The sequence below is a fragment of the Tardiphaga sp. genome, from assembly GCF_028290495.1.
Taxonomy (GTDB): domain Bacteria; phylum Pseudomonadota; class Alphaproteobacteria; order Rhizobiales; family Xanthobacteraceae; genus Tardiphaga.
The window spans coordinates 38,045-58,023 of record NZ_JAQGJT010000021.1; the positions used below are offsets into that span (position 1 = coordinate 38,045).

The 19,979-nt window shown below is 61.0% G+C and carries 22 protein-coding genes and 1 pseudogene; 14 read left to right on the top strand and 9 right to left on the bottom strand.

Features of this window, described 5'->3' with window-relative positions; all coding sequences use genetic code 11:
• The first annotated feature begins 6 nt into the window (after positions 1-6).
• From JWQ24_RS03535 to JWQ24_RS03595, 13 genes and pseudogenes are all read left to right on the top strand, one after another.
• On the top strand, positions 7-1,245 hold the full coding sequence (locus JWQ24_RS03535; RefSeq protein ID WP_299804421.1) for an ABC transporter substrate-binding protein: 1,239 nt from the start codon (positions 7-9) through the stop codon (positions 1,243-1,245).
• Positions 1,246-1,268: 23 nt separating this feature from the next.
• Complete coding sequence (locus JWQ24_RS03540) at positions 1,269-2,168, top strand: branched-chain amino acid ABC transporter permease (RefSeq protein WP_299804422.1); 900 nt, start codon at positions 1,269-1,271, stop codon at positions 2,166-2,168.
• Positions 2,169-2,218: 50 nt separating this feature from the next.
• Positions 2,219-4,729 carry a branched-chain amino acid ABC transporter ATP-binding protein/permease gene (locus JWQ24_RS03545; protein WP_366521409.1) on the top strand — a complete coding sequence of 837 codons (2,511 nt, stop codon included), beginning with the start codon at positions 2,219-2,221 and terminating at the stop codon, positions 4,727-4,729.
• Positions 4,729-5,565 (top strand): sugar phosphate isomerase/epimerase family protein, encoded by an 837-nt coding sequence (locus tag JWQ24_RS03550; RefSeq protein WP_299804425.1) that lies wholly within the window; start codon positions 4,729-4,731, stop codon positions 5,563-5,565. Before JWQ24_RS03545 ends, JWQ24_RS03550 begins: the two co-directional genes overlap by 1 nt.
• Positions 5,562-6,476, top strand: coding sequence for an NAD-dependent epimerase/dehydratase family protein (locus JWQ24_RS03555; protein WP_299804426.1), 915 nt, complete (start codon positions 5,562-5,564; stop codon positions 6,474-6,476). The genes JWQ24_RS03550 and JWQ24_RS03555 overlap by 4 nt, the downstream gene beginning before the upstream one ends.
• 10 nt (positions 6,477-6,486) lie before the next feature.
• On the top strand, positions 6,487-6,909 hold the full coding sequence (locus JWQ24_RS03560) for a cupin domain-containing protein (protein ID WP_299804429.1): 423 nt from the start codon (positions 6,487-6,489) through the stop codon (positions 6,907-6,909).
• Positions 6,910-6,914: 5 nt separating this feature from the next.
• Positions 6,915-7,883: an NAD(P)-dependent oxidoreductase gene (locus JWQ24_RS03565; RefSeq protein ID WP_299804431.1), complete on the top strand. Its 969-nt coding sequence runs from the start codon at positions 6,915-6,917 to the stop codon at positions 7,881-7,883.
• 56 nt (positions 7,884-7,939) lie between these two features.
• Positions 7,940-8,650, top strand: a complete 711-nt coding sequence (locus JWQ24_RS03570) for an SDR family oxidoreductase (protein WP_299804433.1) — start codon at positions 7,940-7,942, stop codon at positions 8,648-8,650.
• Positions 8,650-10,362 (top strand): FAD-dependent oxidoreductase, encoded by a 1,713-nt coding sequence (locus JWQ24_RS03575; protein WP_299804436.1) that lies wholly within the window; start codon positions 8,650-8,652, stop codon positions 10,360-10,362. Before JWQ24_RS03570 ends, JWQ24_RS03575 begins: the two co-directional genes overlap by 1 nt.
• 86 nt (positions 10,363-10,448) lie before the next feature.
• Positions 10,449-10,745, top strand: a complete 297-nt coding sequence (locus JWQ24_RS03580) for a hypothetical protein (RefSeq protein WP_299804438.1) — start codon at positions 10,449-10,451, stop codon at positions 10,743-10,745.
• 265 nt (positions 10,746-11,010) lie between these two features.
• Positions 11,011-11,160, top strand: a pseudogene (locus tag JWQ24_RS03585) (DUF3606 domain-containing protein); the annotation flags it as partial.
• 25 nt (positions 11,161-11,185) lie between these two features.
• Positions 11,186-11,320, top strand: a complete 135-nt coding sequence (locus JWQ24_RS03590; protein ID WP_299804440.1) for a hypothetical protein — start codon at positions 11,186-11,188, stop codon at positions 11,318-11,320.
• Positions 11,321-11,399: 79 nt separating this feature from the next.
• Positions 11,400-11,861: a cyclic nucleotide-binding domain-containing protein gene (locus JWQ24_RS03595; protein ID WP_299804442.1), complete on the top strand. Its 462-nt coding sequence runs from the start codon at positions 11,400-11,402 to the stop codon at positions 11,859-11,861.
• Between the two features lie 118 nt (positions 11,862-11,979).
• Here JWQ24_RS03595 and JWQ24_RS03600 read toward each other — a convergent pair whose 3' ends face one another.
• The 3 genes from JWQ24_RS03600 to JWQ24_RS03610 all read right to left on the bottom strand — a co-directional run bounded on the left by JWQ24_RS03600 (position 11,980) and on the right by JWQ24_RS03610 (position 12,680).
• Positions 11,980-12,159: a hypothetical protein gene (locus JWQ24_RS03600; protein WP_299804445.1), complete on the bottom strand. Its 180-nt coding sequence runs from the start codon at positions 12,157-12,159 to the stop codon at positions 11,980-11,982.
• Positions 12,160-12,234: 75 nt separating this feature from the next.
• On the bottom strand, positions 12,235-12,498 hold the full coding sequence (locus JWQ24_RS03605) for a carbohydrate porin (RefSeq protein WP_299804452.1): 264 nt from the start codon (positions 12,496-12,498) through the stop codon (positions 12,235-12,237).
• Positions 12,495-12,680, bottom strand: coding sequence for a hypothetical protein (locus JWQ24_RS03610; protein WP_299804455.1), 186 nt, complete (start codon positions 12,678-12,680; stop codon positions 12,495-12,497). Before JWQ24_RS03610 ends, JWQ24_RS03605 begins: the two co-directional genes overlap by 4 nt.
• A 400-nt stretch (positions 12,681-13,080) precedes the next feature.
• Between JWQ24_RS03610 and JWQ24_RS03615 the strand changes: the two genes are divergently transcribed.
• Positions 13,081-13,881, top strand: coding sequence for an AMP nucleosidase (locus JWQ24_RS03615; RefSeq protein WP_299804457.1), 801 nt, complete (start codon positions 13,081-13,083; stop codon positions 13,879-13,881).
• Between the two features lie 174 nt (positions 13,882-14,055).
• Here JWQ24_RS03615 and JWQ24_RS03620 read toward each other — a convergent pair whose 3' ends face one another.
• The 6 genes from JWQ24_RS03620 to JWQ24_RS03645 form a co-directional block, all read right to left on the bottom strand.
• Entirely contained in the window at positions 14,056-14,868 is an 813-nt protein-coding gene (locus JWQ24_RS03620) for a metallophosphoesterase (protein WP_299804459.1), read from the bottom strand.
• 401 nt (positions 14,869-15,269) lie between these two features.
• Complete coding sequence (locus tag JWQ24_RS03625; RefSeq protein WP_299804461.1) at positions 15,270-15,986, bottom strand: ABC transporter ATP-binding protein; 717 nt, start codon at positions 15,984-15,986, stop codon at positions 15,270-15,272.
• Positions 15,976-16,707, bottom strand: coding sequence for an ABC transporter ATP-binding protein (locus JWQ24_RS03630; RefSeq protein ID WP_299804464.1), 732 nt, complete (start codon positions 16,705-16,707; stop codon positions 15,976-15,978). Before JWQ24_RS03630 ends, JWQ24_RS03625 begins: the two co-directional genes overlap by 11 nt.
• Positions 16,697-17,617, bottom strand: coding sequence for a branched-chain amino acid ABC transporter permease (locus tag JWQ24_RS03635; RefSeq protein WP_299804466.1), 921 nt, complete (start codon positions 17,615-17,617; stop codon positions 16,697-16,699). Before JWQ24_RS03635 ends, JWQ24_RS03630 begins: the two co-directional genes overlap by 11 nt.
• Positions 17,610-18,539, bottom strand: a complete 930-nt coding sequence (locus JWQ24_RS03640; protein ID WP_299804468.1) for a branched-chain amino acid ABC transporter permease — start codon at positions 18,537-18,539, stop codon at positions 17,610-17,612. The genes JWQ24_RS03635 and JWQ24_RS03640 overlap by 8 nt, the downstream gene beginning before the upstream one ends.
• Positions 18,540-18,582: 43 nt before the next feature.
• The gene (locus tag JWQ24_RS03645; protein WP_299804471.1) at positions 18,583-19,830 is read right to left on the bottom strand and encodes an amino acid ABC transporter substrate-binding protein; all 1,248 of its coding nucleotides are present in this window, start codon (positions 19,828-19,830) and stop codon (positions 18,583-18,585) included.
• Positions 19,831-19,979 lie beyond the last annotated feature (149 nt).

Below are 19,979 nucleotides of genomic sequence, written 5' to 3' on the forward strand. Positions count from 1 at the left end.
AGAGCAATGACGAGGATGAATCCGCAGCGACGATCGCTGATCCGTACGTTGGCTGGTGTTGCCGCGCTTTCGGCCGTTGGCTGGAGTGCGGCCGCTTGTGCCCAGGCCGAAGGCCCCATCCGCATTGGCCTGATCTACTCGAAGCAGGGGCCAGGCGCGGCGATCGGCCAGTATCTGCAGCGCGGCAGCGAACTGGCTGTCGAACAGGTCGGGCGAAAAGTTCTCGGCCGGCCGATTGAGCTGGTCTGGCTCGACGAGCCGAACCCGCAGGTCTCACAGCAGAACATGCAGCGGCTGGTTGACGAGAACAAGGTCATCGCCGTCGTCGGCGGAAATTACAGCTCGTCGGCGCTGGCGATGATGAGCGTCGCCAACCGCGAGAAGATTCCGTTGATTTTGACTGGTGCCGCGGCCAGCGAAATCACTGGCAAGAGCTGCAGCCGCTACACGTTCCGCACCCAGGCCACCGTTCCCGTGCAGATGAAGGGTCTGATGCCCTACGTGTCGCAGCTCGGCAAGAAAGTCTATTTCCTGACGGCATCCTATGCGTTTGGCCAGGACATCCTGCGCTCGTCGCGCGCGCTGCTGAAGGAAAACGGCGCAACCGAGGTCGGCGTCGATGAGGTGCCGATCAACACCGCCGACTACAGCTCCTACATCCTCAAGATACGCCAGGCCAAGCCTGATGTGATCGTCGGTGGACTGGTCGGCGGCGACTTCTCCAACTTCATGAAGCAGTGGAACGAGATGGGGATGAAAGACAAGATCCCCTATGCCGCGATCGCTGTCACCGACACCGACTTCTGGGACGTCGGGCCCCAGGCATCGACCGGTATCTATGTGAAGCCGTGGTACTATAACAATCCGAAGAATACCGAGGTCGAGAAGAAGATGATGGCCGACTTCACCAAGAAGTACAACGAGCCGCCATCCGACAAGACCTGGTCGGGCTGGATCGGCATGCGCGCTCTGCTGGAGTCGATCGAAGCGGCGAAGTCCACCGACTCCAAGGCGATCGTGACGCAGCTCGAGAAATGGAAGAACGCCGAAGGCGAGATCCCGTTCTTCTTCCGCGACTGGGATCACCAGATGGTGCGTCCTGCCGTCATCGTCGGCGTGAAGAAGCAGATCACCGACAAGTGGGATTACTTCGACGTGCTCAAGAACACGTCAGCCTCCGAGGCCGACACCGCAACGGCTTTTGGCACCAAGGAAGAAATCGGCTGTCCGATGCCCGCTCTGTGAGCGTGCCTGACGACCGCTGATCTTTGCCCGGCAGACTCCGAACGGATGGAAACATGTTAGATGCTCTTGTCTCACAGACGGCGAATGGCCTCGTTCTCGGGTTCGTTTACGTCCTGATTGCTGTGGGGCTTTCCATCACCTTCGGGCTGCTGGGTGTCATCAACTTCGCGCACGGTGCCTTCTTTGCGCTGGGTGCTTATGTGGCCTGGCAGCTCTATCAGCTGTTCGGCTGGTGGGCGGTGATCCTGGCGCCGCCGATCGTCGGCGTTGTCGGCATGTTGATAGAGGCGACGATCATCCGTCGCCTCTACGGCAAGGAGCCGCTGCTCAGCTTGATCGTCACCTTCGCTTTGGCGTTGCTGATCGAGGCCCTGATACGGTACGGCTGGGGCGCCGACGGCAAGCCGTTCAACCCGCCGCCTTTCCTCAGCGGCATCGTTGAAATCGGCCCGCTGCTGATTACCAAGTATCGCGTTGCCGTACTGGGCATCACGATCGCCACGCTTCTCGCGCTGTGGGCGTTCCTGGTCTGGACACCGTATGGACGAGTTCTCCGTGCCGGCAGCCGCGATCCGGAGATGGTCGAACTGCTCGGCATCAATCTGCCGCGCGTGTTGACGGCGGTGTTCGGCCTCGGTTGCGCGCTCGCGGCCATCGCCGGTGTACTCGCCGCGCCGCTGTGGACGGTGTCGCCATCGATGGCCGCCAACGCGGTAATGCCGGCTTTCGTCGTCGTCGCGATCGGTGGTCTCGGCTCGCTGCGCGGCGCCGTCGTCGCGGGGCTCGCGGTCGGTGTCGTGACGTCGCTCACCATTCAGTTTTGGCCAGAAGCGGCCGCCGCTTCGATGTACGTCCTCATGTTCGCCATCATGCTGATCCGGCCGCGCGGCTTGTTCGGCGAGCGCTGGGAGCGCTTCGAATGAAATCCGAATCATCCATCTTGCGTCGTCTCTGGGATAATCCGATCGTTGTCATGGCGGTAGTGCTTGTTGCCGCCACCGGCATCGCACTCGCCACCGGCATGCCCATCCACCGCATTACGCAGATCGCGATCTACACGCTCTATGCCGGCGGCGTGAACTTCCTGATCGGCTATCTCGGCCTGGTGCCGTTCGGTGCGTCATTCTTTTTTGGCTGCGCCAGCTATGCGCTTGCGATCCTCGGCGGTACCGGCTGGGGCGGAAACGAACTGACTGGCATAGCCATCGCCGTCCTGTTTTCGCTATTCCTTGCCTTTTGTGTAGGCGCCGTGATCCTGCGCCGCCGCGGGCTGTATTTCTCGTTGTTGACCTTGGCCTGTTCGCAAATAGCGTTTGAAGTCGCCTTCAAATGGACCTCGGTGACAGGTGGCGAAAACGGCTTGCAGAACGTCGAGCGGCCGCTGTTCGCCTCGGCGAATACCTTCCATGTCTTCTCGCTGGTGGTCGTGTTGGGAACCTTGTTGCTGGTGTGGCGGCTGGTTCACGCGCCGTTCGGGCGCCTGATGCAGGCGGTTCGCGACAACGAGCAACGCGTTGCCAGCCTCGGCTACAATACGTACTGGACCAAGCTGATCGCCCTCACCATCGCCGGCGGCGTGATCGGCCTGGCCGGCGGCCTGATGGCGCTGCTGCTGCAGGGTGTCTACGCGAATAATCTGAGCTGGCAGCATGCCGGAGACCCCGTACTGATGGCGGCGCTCGGCGGCGTGCATCACTTCCTCGGCCCGCTCTGGGGCGCCATCATCTTCATCGTGCTGGAAGACCGGCTCAGCGCCTTCACCGAAAACTGGTGGCTGTTCTTCGCGCCGATCATCATTGCCTTTGCATTGTTGTCGCACGAAGGCGTGCAGGGGATTTTTCAGCGCTTCATCCGCCGTGACCGCTGGACCCTGACGCGGATCGGCATTCCACCGCGTCCCGACAGGGTCACGCCGTACGCACCGGCTGTCATGCAGCAGAACAACACCGGCGCGCCGATCCTTGAAGTTCGCAATCTCTCCAAGCGGTTCGGCTCCATCGTGACGCAGAACGACATTTCGCTGCAGATGAGCCGCACCGGCCTACACAGCCTGATCGGTCCGAACGGCGCCGGCAAGACCACGTTTTTCAACGTGCTCACCGGCGTCCATCAAGCCGATGGCGGCAGCATCCTGTTCGACGGCCAGTCGATCGGGCATCTGTCTCCCTATAAGCGGGCGCGGCTGGGCATGTCGCGTTCGTTCCAGATCCTCAGCGTGTTCCCCAACCTGACGGCATTCGAGAACGTCCGCATCGCGGTGCAGGCGGCGAACCGGCAGTGGGGCGGGTTCTGGCGCGACGCCTATGCCAACGACGCGGCGAATGAGCGCGTCTGGTCGCTGCTTGACGCGGTCGGGCTGGCCGACCGCGCGGCCGAGCTGTGCTCGTCGCTGGCACACGGCGAGAAGCGGTTGCTGGAAATCGCAGTTTCGCTTGCGACCAATGCCAAGCTGCTGCTGCTCGATGAACCGCTCGCAGGCCTGGCCGAATCCGATCGAAAGATCGTCGGTGAACTGATCCAGCGCCTGGCGCGCACGCATGCCGTGCTGCTGATCGAGCACGATATCGATCGGGTGCTGGCGATGTCGGACCGCATCACGGTGCTGCACCAGGGCCGCCTGATCGCCGACGGTAAGCCATCCGACGTCGCGGGGCATCCGGAGGTGGTCGTTGCCTATCTGGGCCAGGCGCATGGCACGGTGGAAGTAGCTCCGCGCGCGGCTCGGCAGAGCACTGCGACGGCCGGTGCGAAAGAAACGCCATTGCTGAAGGTCGAAGGCGTGAGCGCCGGCTATGGCGGCGGCACCGTGCTGGACGGGCTTGACCTCACCGTGCTGCCCGGCGAGGTCGTGGCGCTGCTGGGCCGCAATGGCGTCGGCAAGACCACCGCCTTGCGCGCCATCACCGGTACGCTGCCGCTGTCCGCTGGACGGATTACGTTCGATGGCGTCGATGTCAGCCGAATGCGGCCGAACGAGATCAACCGGCTCGGCATCGCGCTGGTGCCGGAAGGGCGGCGTCTGTTCCCGAACCTCACGGTGCAGGAAAATCTGAAGATCGCGGCGCGCCCCGGTGGCGCGTCGCAGGAAGAGATCTGCGACCTGTTCCCGAAGCTCAGATTGCTGATGAAGTCGCGCGCCGAGAACCTGTCGGGCGGCGAAAGGCAGATGGTGGCGATTTCGCGCGCGCTGATGGTGCCGAGCCGGCTGATCCTGCTGGACGAACCCTTCGAAGGCCTGGCGCCGACGGTGGTGAGCGAGGTCCGTCAGGCCGTCGCCAAGCTGACGACGCGCGCCAGCCTGGTGATCGTCGAGCATCACGCCGAAAGCGTGCTGGCGATGGCCGATCGCGCCTACGTGCTGGTCAACGGACGCGTGGCGTTTGCCGGGGCCGCCGAGACGCTCGCTGCCGACAAGGCGCTGCAGGAGCGGTTACTCGGAATCACCAAGGCGGCAGATCCGCAGCCCAGCGCAAAGGCCGTGTGATGGCGCGAGAACTTGGTATCAACACCTATGGCTACATCTGGTCGATGTCCGCGGCAGACTGCGCGCGGCGTCTCGCCGGGCTCAACTACCGGCAGTTCGAATTCTTGCTGCAGCCGCCGCATCTGCCGCTTGACGACTTTGGTGCCGAAAAACGCCGCGACCTGAAAATGGTTCTGGACGATGTTGGTGCGAAACGCACGGCGCTCAACCTGCCGAGCCTCGATCACAATCTGGCCAGCCCGTTCTCGCGCGTCCGGGCGGCGTCGGTGCAGATGCTGGCCGACTCCGTCGATCTCGCCGGCGATCTTGGCGCTGAATGGCTTGTCGTCGTGCCCGGTCGCATGAGTCCGCTGTTCCCGCCATCGCCGCAAGATCGCATCGACTGGCTGACCGACGGCGTGTCAAAATTGCTGCGACGCGCCGAGGCGCGCGGCGTCGGCCTGGCTATCGAGAATGTGCCCTTCGCGGGCCTGCCGGACGCCGCCTCTCTCGGCTGTTTCGTGCGCAGCTTTAATTCGCCCTCGATCAAGGTTTGCTACGACGCGGCGAACGCGCATTTTATCGGCGAGTCGCCGGCCGATGGCATCAGGCAACTCGCCGATCTCTTGCGCATCGTGCATCTGTCCGACACCACGCGCACCAATTGGCGCCATGATCCCGTCGGCAACGGGGACGTGCCGTTCGCCGAAGTCGCGGCAGCGCTCGATGCCGTCGACTTTGACGGTGCCGTAACACTGGAAATTCTCGATCACGATCCCGACGCTGGTATTCTTCGCAGCCATCGCGCTCTGACGCCGCTTGGCTTCACGCAGTGTGCACCGGTGAGGTCGTCATGAGCGCTATTCTCGTCACTGGTGCAGCCGGCCTGCTCGGGCGTTTCGTCGTGAGCGACTTGCTGGCGCATGGCCACAATGTGCGGGGCCTCGACCGTCGGCAAGGCGACAGCGATATCGAGTGGCATGTCGGGGACGTCACGTCTCCCGAACTGGTGCAGCGCGCGATGGCCGGCGTCGATGCCGTGCTGCATATCGCGGCGATCCCGAACATCTGGTCCGGCGACGGCCAGACCATCATGCGCGTTAACCTGCTCGGCACCTACACCGTATTCGACGCCGCCGAGGCAGCGGGCGTGAATCGTGTCGTGTTCTGCTCCAGCGACTCGGTCGCGGGCTACACTGTCAGGGAAGGGCGGATGTTGCCGCCGCGCTATGCTCCGCTCGATCTCGATCATCCGCTGCTGGCGACCGACCCCTATGCGATCAGCAAGGTGCTGGGCGAGGATATGGCGCGCGCCTATGCGCTGCGCGGCATGTCCGTTATCGCGTTGCGTACCGTGTTCGTCGCCTATCCAGAGATGGCCAGCGAGATCGTCGCCCGGGCCGAAGATCCGGCGGCCTATCGCGGGCCGATGGTCGGCGGTCCATCATCAGCCGGCGGCGGGCCGCTGTATCACCACATCGATGCGCGCGATCTCGCGCGCGCGTTCCGTCTGGCGTTCGAGCTGAAGCTGGAGCCCGGTGTGTTCGAGCAGTTCTACCTCTCCGCGCAGGTCACGCTGTCACCCGAGCCGACGCTTGATCGGCTGCGCCGGCTGCACGGCGACGCCGTCGAGATCCGTGATCCCGGTGTTTATGCCGCCCAGCCTTTTGCGCCACTTTACGATCTCACCCACGCGGCTGACCGCCTGGGGTTCGTCGCAGAATACGACCAGCGACATCTGCTCGCCGGCCTGCCTGCATTTTCCTGAGGAGCTACCCATGACCATCGTTGTTCCCAAAGCGGACGCCTTCGCCGATGCCGGCGAAAAGAAATACGCGGTGACGCGAAATCTGGCCGAGTTGCGCTGGATTCAGTATCCCGGCCATTTCGAGCAGGCGCTGTCCAAGGCGATCGTCACGCCGGCGACGGTCGGCAGCCGGTTCTTCGATCACCGCATCTCGTCGTATGAGCCCGGCGCCTACGTCGAAAGCCACGTCCACAAGGTGCAGGAGCAGATCTACCACGTGCTGAGCGGCGAGGGCGTGCTGACCGTCGACGGCGAGGATCGCCTCGTCCGCGCCAATGACGTGACCTACATTCCGCCAGGCGTCGTGCATGAGTTCCACTGCACCGGAAACGACAATCTGGTGTTCCTGGTCATCACCAGCCCGCCCTCGGATGAAGAGCAGCAGCCGCGGTGACCTCCATGAACAAGAAGATATTGGTCACGGGCGCGTGCGGCTGGCTGGGAACGGCGATCGTACAAGCATTGCTGGATCGCGGCGACAGCGTCGTCGCGACCGACCTCGCAATCGCACCGGCGATTGCGATATTGGCCGAATCCAAGCCACGACTCGTTGCCGCCGCGGCCGACCTCGGCGAATGGCATCAACTGGTTCGCCTGTTCGAGACGCACCGCCCCGATGCCGTCATCCACGCGGCGGCGGTCGTCGGCGTGATCCAGGCGATGGACATCCCGATCAAGGCGCTTCGTGCGAACGTGGAAGGCTCGGTCAACCTGTTCGAGGCGATGCGCCTGCACGGGGTGAAGCGCGTTATTCATGTCAGCACCGAGGAGACCTACGGCGACTTTCAGTCGCCCTTGATCGACGAGGATCACCCACAGAAGCCGCTGAGCGTCTACGGGCTCACCAAGCTCGCTGCCGAGCATTATGGTCGCGTCTATTCCCGCGACCACGGGCTGGAATGCATCAACGTGCGGACCTGCTGGGTCTATGGCCCGCATCTCCCAAGGCTGCGTATGCCGCGAACCTACGTCGAGGCGGCGTTACGCGGCGATCCGTTCCATCAGGCCGACGGTGGCGATCTCGCGGTCGATCAGGTCTATATCGCCGACACCGTCGCCGGCGCTCTGCTGGCGCTGGACAAGCCGGTGCATCGCTTCGATGCCTACAACATCGCCACCGGCGTGGCACCGACGCTGCGCGACACGGCGGACGCGGTCAATCGTGCCATTCCCGGAGCGCAGATAACGGTCGGGGACAGCGGCCCGTACCGTCACGGCGGCAAGGTGCTCAGCGCCGTGAAGGGCGCGCTTGATATCAGCCGTGCCAGAGCTGAGCTCGGTTATGAACCGCGCTACGACTTGCAACGCGGCATTGAGGCCACGATCGAAGCGACGCGCGAGCGTCTCGCCAAAGCCTCGTCGCCCTAGCTGCGGACGTCCGCTTCTTCGCCGCTCCGGCTTCCAACCATTTCCAGGAATATCCAATGACCAGTTCATCGCCCGTCGTCATCATCTTCGGAGGCTCCCGCGGCATCGGCGCCGCCTGTGCCTCGGCCTTCGCCACTGCCGGCTGGCAGGTCTGCACCACCAGCACGTCGGCCTCGTCGAAGGCCGCGCATGGCCAGAACTACCAGGCCGACATTCGCGATGCGGCGTCTGTTGCCAGCGTGTTCGAGCAGGCCAGGGCGCAATTCGGCACGGCGCCGCAGGCGGTGATCGCCAATGCCGGCATCAACGTGCCGGGCGCGCCGGTCGGGAGCTTTAAGCCCGACGACTTCCGCCAATTGATGGAAGTCAACGTGATTGGCGCCTTCAACGTGCTGGCAGAAGCGGCGCGCCAGGTTCGCGACGGCGGCTCCATCGTCGCCATCACGACCTCGCTGGTCCGCCATGTGGTACCTGGCACCGGCCCCTATGCCGCCACCAAAGCCGCGGTCGAAAGCCTGGTGCGCGCGATGGCGAAGGAACTGTCCGGTCGCAATATTCGCGTCAACGGCGTCGCGCCGGGTCCGGTCGATACTGATTTGTTCAACGCCGGCAAGACCGACCAAGTGAAGGCGCGGATGGCGGCGTTCAGCCCGTTCAACCGCATCGGCCGGCCGGAAGAGATCGCCGAAGTCGTGCAATTCCTGGCCTCCGACAAGGCCTCCTGGATCCAGGGCCAGATCGTGCAGCCCAACGGCGGCATGGTTTGATGAAAGACGGCCCCGCCACCGGCGACGTCTGGGACGTGATCGTCGTCGGCAGCGGTGCCGGCGGCCTCACGGCTGCCAGCGTTGCGGCCGCGGAGGGATGTTCGGTTTTGCTGCTTGAGCAGGCCGATGTGGTTGGCGGTACCACCGCGATATCCGGCGGCATGGTGTGGATACCCGCCAACCACAAGGCAGCGGCTGCGCAGCGCGCCGATAGTCTCGAGGCCGCACGGACCTATCTGGCCGCGACTGTGCCCGGGCAAGACCGGACCCGGCTTGAAGCGTTTCTCGCGCATGGCGACGACGCGATCCGAGACCTTGAGGCGCGGACGTCACTGCGGCTGCAGCCAGTGCTCACCTATCCCGATTACTATCCCAATCTGCCAGGCGCGACATCCGGCGGCCGCGTGCTCGAACCCGTCCCGTTCGATGCCCGCGCGCTCGGCGAGGCTTTCGCACTGGTGCGCAATCCGCTGCCGGAATTTATGCTGCTCGGCGGCATGATGATCAGCCGCGCCGACATTCCGCATTTGCGCCGCGTCACGCGCTCGCTGCGCGCGGCCTGGCATGTCGGCAAGCTGCTGCTGAAATACGGCATACAGCGCCTGCGCGCGCGCCGCGGGACCACGCTGTATCTCGGCAATGCTTTGGTGGCGCGGCTGCTGAAATCCGCGCTTGATCTCGGGGTGACGCTTCGGACCGAGCACGCGGTCGAGCGCCTGGTGACCGACACGCAGGGCCGCGTCTGCGGTCTCGAGATCCGCGATAGCGCGGGACAGACGAAGGCGCTTCAGGCGCGCCGCGGCGTGGTGCTGGCAACTGGCGGCATCTCGCATGATTCCGAACTCCGCAGCGGCTACGTGCCCGGCAGCGCGGGGAATCTAACCGCAACAGTCTCGCCCGGAAAGGCGGTATGCGGCGCCCGTCTAGCGCGGGGTATCGGCGGAAAGTTGTCGGATCCGACCAATGACGGCGCGTTCTGGGTCCCGGCCTCGACCTTCACGCGAAGCAACGGCAGCCGCGGCGTCTACCCGCACACGGTGACAGACCGAGCTAAGCCTGGCCTGATCGCCGTCGATTCGAACGGCCAGCGTTTCGTCAACGAGGCCGTCTCCTATCATGAGTTTGTGCGCGCGCAACTGTCGAATGCGAATAGCGCCATTCCAGCTTGGCTGATTTGCGACAGTCGCTTCCTCTGGAAATACGGCCTCGGCAAGATCAAGCCATTCACGCTTGCAATTAAGCCGGACATCGATTCAGGCTACCTGAAGCGCGCCGATACGCCGGAAGCATTGGCCAAGCTGATCGATGTCTCGCCAAGCGCGCTGCAGGAGACGATCGCCAACTTTAATCGACACGCCCAAACCGGCCACGATCCAAAGTTCGGCCGCGGCGGCAACATCTACCAGCGCTCGCTGGGCGATGCCGAACAGCAGCCCAACCCCTGCGTAGCCCCGTTGAAACAGGCGCCTTATTATGCCGTGGCGGTCTATCCGGCCGACCTTGGCATGTCGGCCGGCATCGTGACCGACGCCCATGCGCGCGTCCTTGCCGCGGACGGGGCACTCGTCGCAGGGCTTTATGCTTGCGGCAACGATATGGCTTCAATCATGGAAGGCGCCTATCCCGGCCCCGGTATCACCCTCGGACCTGCAATAACCTTTGGCTGGCTGGCGGGGCGACAGGTTGCCGACGACCGGTCTAGGCAAAATTGACGGGTTAGGCTTGGCTGACTGATGCAACTGAGCTTAACCTCCGGCGCGGAAGTGTGATGTGGGACGTCGTTTGCCGAGCAGCTCCAATGGGCGGGATCAATGAAGGCGAATATGCCGCCGTTGCCGACGCCGCGGTTGAGACCGCCGAGGTACGAGCAGTGGAAGGCGTCGTTCTCCTGCTCAAGCACGATCCAGAGGGCGGTGCGGACCGCTACCTGGTCAAGGGCATGGAGGAGAGCGAGGGACAGGTTGTCGATTTTTGTCCCGACAAAATTCTCGACCAGCTCTTGCCCACCGAAGATCATCTCGCCACGCACTGGAGAGATCGGTGCCGAGCGCGGTTGGCCCGAAACGATTTGATGCCACAGTTTTCGATGAACTAGTCAGATCATGCAAAGAAACCCGCCGCTTTTGGCGGGCCGTCATTTTGCAAGGACTTTTCGGTAACACCGAGACGGATGGACACCGGGGACGTTCAAAAATGGTCAAAAAACCATTAGACGGTCAATCTAGTGGGACACCACACCAACGCTCAGTTACAGATGCCCGCACTTGCGGCGAAATTCTCGGAACGACATTGAGTTACCGGAGTTTTTCTTCATCCGAAGCGGAGGATGACACCGATGGACGGCCTCAAGAATATGAGGCCAGCCTGACCGCAGTAAAATCAACATGCATGAAGCGCATGAGGTCAAATGCTGGATGCATCAGCTTGGTATCTCACGTGATAAGCTCCAGACGATAATTGACAAGGTTGGTAACTCTGCTGCCGCGGTTCGTAAGGAACTTGCAGCCTGACTGACCTAGTCCAGGAGATCTCCGCATGAGCATCGATGAAGAATGCGATCGACGACCTGGCGCAATCAAGAAAAACGCTGATACGAAGGGGGGGGGCGAATACGGTGGTCGGTATGATTGGCAATCTCGCGAAACATCGGGTTGTATTTTAGAAAAATGATGCCGCTCTGCAGGGGGGGGCGATCCACCTGTTGAATTCTGCAAATGATCCACCCAGATCTGTCGTTAGAGGATTTGTCATGCCCCAGTCGCTGCAGAATCGACTTTTAGCGCGAGTCCCGCTGGGTGATTTTCAGCGAATCCGTTCCCACATGCAGTTGATCAGCCTCGATTATAGAAAGCCGCTTTATGAGGCAAATGAGGCAATAAATTCCGTCTACTTTCTTATCGAAGGCGTTGCTTCGTTGGTGAACACGATGGCTGACGGGTCTTCTGCTGAAGTTGGAACTATTGGGAACGAAGGCATCGTGGGCATTCCAATTATATTAGGTGACGCAGTTGCCCCCACCACCGTGTACATGCAGGTTCCCGGCGAAGGTTTTCGATTAGATGCGAGCATCCTCGCCGAGGTGATGGATAGCAGAAAAGCCACCCGTACATTGATGTTGAGTTACATTCACACGTTAGGAAAATCTGAGTATGACGGGCTTCTGGGGCCTCCCGAGGAGCAGGGCACTCCCCACAAGCTGCGGGCGTACTAAACTCCGGAAGAAGGCTTTGTTGTCAGGGATATCTTCTCCCGAGAAGAACATCCCTCGACACAGGACGACAAGCCTCTGGAGATCCGGATTTAGCATTGGAGCTTCTGGCTCCGTGGCTTCAGGCGGCTGCCTTGGTGACGGGCTGATTGCACTCGACGTGATGCTCGGCAATTAAGTCCATAGCCTTATGCTGCCACATCTCCGCTTCAGCTAAATGCTTCCAGCTTTCCTCGGGGAAGAATGAAGCTCGCTGACGGCACAGGCTTTCCATGGCACGACAGGTCTGGAATTCTTTCATTTACCACCTCCCGTTTTCTTCATCCTTGCGCCGCTTCGCGACGGGATCAAGAAAATAATGAGGGACTTTTATGTTTTATTGGTCAGGGATTCTTGCGGAACAAATCTGACTTGCGGTCGTTTCGCGTCTCAGGCGCATGGGATCGCTGCGGCGCGGTCCTCTCATGAGCGGCCAGAGTGAGTGCAGGTCAGAGCTTCCGTCCGGAGACCGAATACGGCAGCGCGTGGCGGCCGTCGGTCCCGTCGGATTTGTCGCGCCGCCGCCGGGATGGACGAAGTACTGGAAATTCGGCTGCAGCGTCCAGCCGTCGCGAACCTCATACTGGTAGACGGACGTCACCAGGGATTCGAAGTTCCGGAGCGGCCTCTCCTCGTTTCTTCCACCGTGTCTTTGCCAACCTTTTCCGGTTCGGCGCGCTGCTCGCATTTGGTGCGGACATCTTCGATTTCGTCGCCGGTGAGATGCTCAATTCCCGATTTCATTGAATTTTCTTCTGACTTCGGCAGATGGTGAAATTTCAAGCCTGCTTCGATGACACGCGATTTCGCGTCCCGTTCCCTTGGTCAAACCGGCTTCCAGTCCAGTGAGAAGGATTTTGAGAGTGCCGAGTTCGAGAAGGATAGAGGGACGCTGCTTGGAGCATCACGTTCTTCGGTGGAAATGGTGTTCCGCATTTCAACCCGGCTGCACGCACTTGTGAAGTGTGGTGCACAGGTTCCACCGGCGCAGCTCAGCCTTCGTCGAGAGCATATAGTTATGATCATTTGGTCATTTGGGAGATGAAAACGTCAGGGAAAGTCGACTTCGGCGTCGACGAACGGACAGCGTTTGCGAGTGCGTAGCCTTCGAGATTCTCCATCGCGATCCGGAACTCGCGTATAGTTTAGCGTATATCGGCGCAATTTGACGTGGGAGCTGAGCATGACTGAGAAAATGGACATCGTCGAAAATTGGCTGCCGCGTTACACAGGAACGCGGCTTGATGAGTTCGGACAATATGTTCTCTTGACGAATTTCGGCGGTTACGTCGCATGGTTTGCCGCCCACCACGACGTATCGATCAGCGGCATGGATCGACCGATGCCCAACGTGACCGCCGATGGAATTACTTTGATAAATTTCGGCATGGGAAGCCCGAATGCGGCAACCGTCATGGATCTACTGAGTGCCGTTTCCCCAAAGGCTGTTTTATTTCTCGGGAAATGTGGCGGTTTGAAACGCAAAAATCAGACTGGAGATTTCATTCTACCCATTGCGGCCATTCGGGGTGAAGGTACTTCGAACGATTACCTGCCGCCCGAGGTACCCGCGCTGCCCGCATTCCAATTGCAGCGCGCGGTGTCAACCATGATCCGTGATTTGGGGCACGACTACTGGACGGGCACGGTCTACACCACCAACCGTCGTGTCTGGGAGCACGATGATGCCTTTAAGGAGCAGTTGCGTCGCACGCGGAGCATGGCGATTGACATGGAGACGGCGACGATCTTTGCCGCGGGATTTGCCAACCACATTCCGACCGGTGCACTGCTTCTCGTATCCGATCAGCCCATGATCCCTGAGGGCGTGAAGACCGAGGCATCGGATCTGGCGGTGACGGCGAACTATGTCGAAACGCACATCAAGATTGGGATAGAGGCCCTCAAGCTTGTGCGGCGTCAAGGCCGCAGCGTGAAGCATTTACGCTTCGAAAGCGATTTTGACAGACCGCATGAGTCATAACGGCGGAACGAGAAATGGCGCGACGGCATGCGTTGCCGATCGGATTCGTCGCTGCTGCGTGGTCGTTGCGCAGCATCATCGTGTGTGATGTCGCGGAGCTTCCCGAAATGTCCGTTTCTACCTCTCGGTCATCGAATGCAAGGATCTCATCGAGACGGCCTAGATGAGGACAACCTATTGTGCCGAGTGCATTGTAGAGGTCGTGTTGAAGTGGTCATGGAGACGTTCCGGAACGCTCGTGACGTCAGGCTCAATTAACTCGACCGTGATTTCGGAATCCGATTGCACAGTCCAGGCGAATTCCAACGAATCCGCGACAGGGTCGATGATGAGCGTTGTCAGATGCCCGGTCCCATACGCTCCGGTGTCCAGCGCGATGCGACTTTGGGTGACGAGCGGGCATCGCGTGTCCGTGATGGTGTGCCCATGTACAACAATATGGGATAGATGCTCCGGGTATTCGAGAAACGGTTTCCGGATTGAACGGCAGTCAGTGCGCTCTTGATTGTCTATGGGTCTTTCCGAATTGACCCCGGCGTGAACGAAGGCGAACGGTCCGTCGATTTCAAGAAGGGAGGCCTCTTGGAAGAGCGAGATATGGTGCTGATAGTCGATCTTGACCGCGGCTCGGGCCATGCTGAGATCAGCCTCATGGTCGTAGTTGTAGAGGGTAGAAAGCCTTCCATTGCGCACCCAGGACGCGACCACCGCTGAGTCCAGATCGTCCGTTCCCAAAGCTCGCAGGAACCAGTCGTCGTGATTGCCCAGAACGAGCCGAGATTTCGGCCGGCGCTCCAACGTTGATACCACCAGTTCGATGCAGCCTCTGTTATCGGGGCCTCGATCAACGATGTCGCCCAGAAATATAATCCTCGGCTCTTGACGACGGCGTTCGGCATCGTCGGTAACGAAATCGAGTAGGGCTGTGAGAAGGTCGAAGCAGCCATGAATGTCACTGATCGCGTAGATGAGGCTTGATGCAAGCATCGGGTTATTTTGTTTGATTCGGCATCGATCGTGAATTGAATACGCCGTAATTTTCCATTGAAAGCCTGGTTCTTTGTCAGTTCCGATTTTTCGCAGTTAGAGCGCTTCGCTCAGGCGCAATCGGTCCGCCAACTTGAGCTCATAGTCGCGGGCAACCGGTGGCTCGCTGGACTTGGTCGCCGCTGCGTTGGGGCTTGCCGACTCAAGGGGCGGACTTGGCTATTGGCTACCTTGCATCGGTCGAGAAGGCGGAGACCTTGGTGGAGAAGTTGAAAGGGAAGCGGACCTCCATTTCGGCTTTAAGAAGTGCTGTCGTGTGGGGTGAGCGAGAGGTCTGTGCGTAGATGAGGTCGCATGAAAAGGTATCTCGAAATCGAGAAAATAATTGCGATTGCAAGAAGTCATTTCAATCCGAAATAGGCGCGGCGCAGCGCTTCGTTGTCGGTCATCTCGGCCACGGTGCCTGAGAAGCGGATTCGACCGCCTTCGAGCACGGAGACCCGGGTGGCGACTTCGAGAAAGCCGATGTTTTGCTCGGCGATCAGCAGCGACAGGCCGCGGCCCTGCAGGTCGCTGAGCACGCGCAGCACCTCCTTGACGAACAGTGGCGAAAGCCCGGCGGAAGGCTCGTCCATCACCAGCAGCTTCGGTTCTGCTGCCAGCGCTTTGGCGATGCCGAGCATCTTGCGCTGGCCGCCGGACAGGCTTGAGGCCGGCGCGCGGCGCTTGTCGCGCAGCACCGGAAAGATGCCGTACAGCTCTTCAGCGCGCGCGCCGGGATTGGCGTGACCGAGTGCATGCGCGCCGACCCGCAGGTTCTCCTCGATTGACAGGTCGGGGAAAACCGCCAGCTCCGACATATAGGTCATGCCGAGCTTCATGCGGTCGCTGGAACGCATCCTTGTCACGTCCTGTCCGGCGAGCGTAATGACGCCCTCTCGGGCCTCTATCAGGCCGACCAGGGTTTTCAGGAACGTCGTTTTGCCGGCTCCGTTGGCGCCGAGCAGCAGCACGGTCTCGCCCGGCTGGATGTCGAGATCAACGCCCCACAGCACCTGCATCGTGCCGTAGCCGGCATTGACGCCGTTAGCCTGCATCAGGAAATTGTCAGGCTGCATGTTCGCCTCCAAGAAACACTTCGATGACCTGCGGCACCTTGACGGCGACCGCAAGCTTGCCTTCGAAGATTTCCTTGCCCGCATTCATCACGATGACGCGGTCGGTGATCTGTTCGATGAAACCCATCAAATGTTCGACGACGATGATCGCCATCCCGGTCTGCGCCAGCGCCTTGATGCGGCCGGAGATCCAGTCAAGCTCGGTTGGGTTGAGGCCAGCCGCAAGTTCGTCGAGCAGCAGCAGCCGCGGCCGCGTCGCCAGCGCGCGCACCAGGTCGAGCATTTTTTGCTGTGCATTGTTGAGCTCGCTGGCGGGGCGATCGGCTACTTCGGTGAGGCGATACTCCTCCATCAGCGCCGCCGCAGCCGGCGGTGCGACCTGCGCCCGCCCATAGGCTAGCGCGACAGCAATATTTTCTCGCACGGTCAGCGACAGGAACGGCTTGGGAATCTGGAAGGTCCGGTTGACGCCCAAATGCACGAGCTTATGCGAGGCGATGCCGCCAATCCCCTTGCCGTCGAGCGTGACGCTCCCGCCATCCGGCGCATACAGCCCGGAGATGACATTGATGGACGTGGTCTTGCCGGAGCCGTTGGGGCCGACAAGCCCCAAAATCTCGCCGGCGGCGGCGTGAAAGCTGAGGCCGTCCAGCGCGTGAAAACCGCCGAAACGCTTTACGAGTCCATCGACCTGGAGAATGGGTGCGGAATTAAGGGACACGCCATCCCCTCCGTGTCGCGAGCGAGACAAGGCCCGCCGGCAGGAACAGGACGAGGACCATAATGAGCAGCCCGTAGATCAGCTGGAAATATTGCGGGGTGGTGAAGCCGATCAGGTTGTAGACGCCATAGAGGGCGATGACGCCGATGATCGGGCCGGTGATGGTGGCCACGCCACCGAACAGCGCGAACACGATAGCGAAGATACTGAAGTCGGAGCTGAACACGTTGTCGGGAAAGAACACCGAGACGTACCAGGCATAGACCCCGCCTGCGAGGCCTGCGACCAGCGCCGAGGCCAGCCACGCGATGACACGCATCCGGACCACGTTGACGCCGGCCATCGAGGCACTGACCGGATCCTCACGCACCGCCTGAAGGGCCAGGCCGAAGCTGGAATTCTTCAGGAACACGACGATGCCCATGGTCAGCGCCAGCACGGCTAACGCCGCTGCGTAAGCCTGCGTCGGATTGAAGGTGCCGGTGAGCGAGACGCCATAAGGGCCCCGCGTAATATCTTCAAGCGCCGGGTTGGCAACGAAGTGCAGCACTGCCAGCGCCGCCGCCATGTTGGCGATGGCGAAATAGGCACCGGACAGTCGCAGCAAAGGTGACAGTAGCAGGCCGAGCGCAACGCCGACCGCGCCCGCGACTAGGACCGCTACCGGCGCAGAGACATGATACTGCATCACCATGATGGCGAAGCCGTAGGCGCCGGCGCCGAAGAAGCCGACATAGCCGAACGGCAGATAGCCCGTGAAGCCGTAGATGATGTTCACGCCCTGGGCGAGCACCAGGAAGATCACGAAATTGAACAGCAGCAGGTGGTTCTGATAGACACCGGGCAGCAAAGCGAAGATCACGAGTAGCGGCAGAACGATCAGCAGCAGATGGCGCATGTAATTAGGCAACGCGCACCTGCCTTCCCAGCAAGCCGCTGGGACGCAGCAGCAGAATGACGATCAACAAGACGTAGGGCAGCAGGTCCGCCCATGACGACAGATAGGTCTGCACCAGCATGAAACAGATGCCGTAAACCACGCCGCCAAGCGCGGTGCCGAGAGGATTGCCTAGCGAGCCAAGCACCACCACGGCGAACGAGGTGACGGTGGCGTCAGCGCCGAAGGCCGGTGTCACCGAGCCGAACATGAACGGCGCAAACACGCCGGCGACGGCGGCAAGGCCGAGGCCGATACCGAAGGCCGCGGCAGAAATACGATCGACGTCGATGCCGGTGGCCAGTGCCTCATCGCGGCGCGACATCACGGCGCGGGTCAGCGTGCCCATCCGGCTGCGATAGAGATAAAGATAGACCAACCCGATGGCGACGAGGCTGGTCGTAGCCGCGATCACCCAGGACGCCGGAAAGCTCTGGCCGAAAAGCACAATCGGACCGCCGGCATCGTCGGCATTGCCACCGAACAGCTTGATGCGGGCCGTCGTAAATATACTGCCCAGCGCGCTGCTCGGGATCGAGCGTTCGCTGGTGCCGAAGAAGATCGTCGTGATCGCCTGGATGACCTGCGACAGGCCGAAGAACAGGATGATCGACAACATTTCCGGATTTACCGAGCCCTGCAGGCGCGGCACCAGAATCTTGTAAAGCACCACGCCAACCAGCAGGAACACCACAAAGGCCACGGGCACCGCGAGCAGCGGATCGAGCCCGGCCAAAGTGACGACGCCGAAAGCGACAAAGGCGCCGAGCATCAGGAAGTCGCCATGCGCAAGGTTGACGATGCGCATGACGCCGAAGACGAGGTTGAGGCCGATTCCGACCAGGCTGAAATACAGACCGAACAGGACGCCGGCAACGAGGGCGTAGACCAGCATCAGCTATTGGCTCCCGGCGTCCGGTACGAAATCTGGAGATGCATCATGGGCGCGGATAGACCGGCTTGGTGTTGTTGGCGTCGTGCGGGAATACCTCCACGAACTTGACGTGACCATGCTCGTTGAGCGCGATCTGACCGAGTGGCGTCAACTCGCCGATCTGGCCGCCCGTCTCGTCGAGGCCGAAGGTGCCGTCAAGGGTCTTGAGCTCGCCCGACAGGCTGAACACCGCGCGGCGGAGTTCGAGTTGATCGAGGCTGGTAGCTACCGACAGCGTCTTCTCAATCACCAGCGCGGTGGTGTAGCCAGCGACTGCGTTGAAGCCGAACTCGACCTTGCCGTCGGGATAGGTTTTGTTCCATGCGGCGCGGTAATCCGCCATCTTCATTCCGAAATTGACGGGGTAATCGAGGTCGGTCGGCGGCACATAGGTGAAGACGTGCTCCAGCCCCTTGGCACCGACGTTCTTTTCCAGCAGTTCGGTTTCGAGCCCTGCATAAATGCAGAACAGCATTTTGAACTTGACGCCGACTTCGCCGATGTTGCGCAGCAAGGCGATGTCGTTCGGCGCGTAGCCGAGGTGGATCACGGCATCCGGCTGCTTGTTGCGGATGTTGTTGATAATCACCGTGTAGTTCGTGGTTTCTGTCGGAACGCCCTGGTCGTAGACGATCTCGATCGGCGCGCCGGAATCCTTGATGAACTTGCGCACCGCGGTGGCCTGGGTGCCGGTGAATTCGTTGGTCGCATACAGGATTGCGACCTTCTTGATGCCTAGGGCGGGACCGTCATTGATCAGGAAGTCGGCGATCGGCTTCGGCCACACCGTCGAGACCGGATCGGCCATCAGAGCGATGTAGGGATTGTCCTTGGAGAAGAAGCTGGCGCCGGTTCCGGTCTGGTCGAACAGAAACATCTTGTGATCTCGGGCAATTGCCACCCCGGGCGCTGTCAGCACCGAGCCTGAATCTGCGACCAGCAGGTCGACCTTGTCCTGGGTGATCAGCTGATTGTAAAGCGACGAAGCCGTCGCGGTATTGCTCTGGTCGTCATAGGCAATGAGCTTGATCGGAATTTTCTTGTCGAAAGCCTTCACATAGACGCCGCCTTCGGCGTTCTTCTGCTCGATCCAGAGCTTTAAACCGCTGTGAACCGGCATCGAGATCGAGGCGTAGCGCCCTGACGAAGCGTAGAGCGTGCCGATCTTGATTTCAGTGGGGGCATCGGCGGCGAAGGCCGGCGTTGCGAGAACCATGCCCAAAGCGAGTGCAGTGATTGATTTCCCGAGCATGAATGTCTCCCGTATTTTTTTGTTATTTGACGAACTTACGTTGGCTCGTCGCTGATGTACACGACATGGCTGCACTGCAGTCAAGCAGCGTCAATCGAATGACGCCTGAATCGGAATGACTGCTCGATACAGACGCGATGGGTGGAACT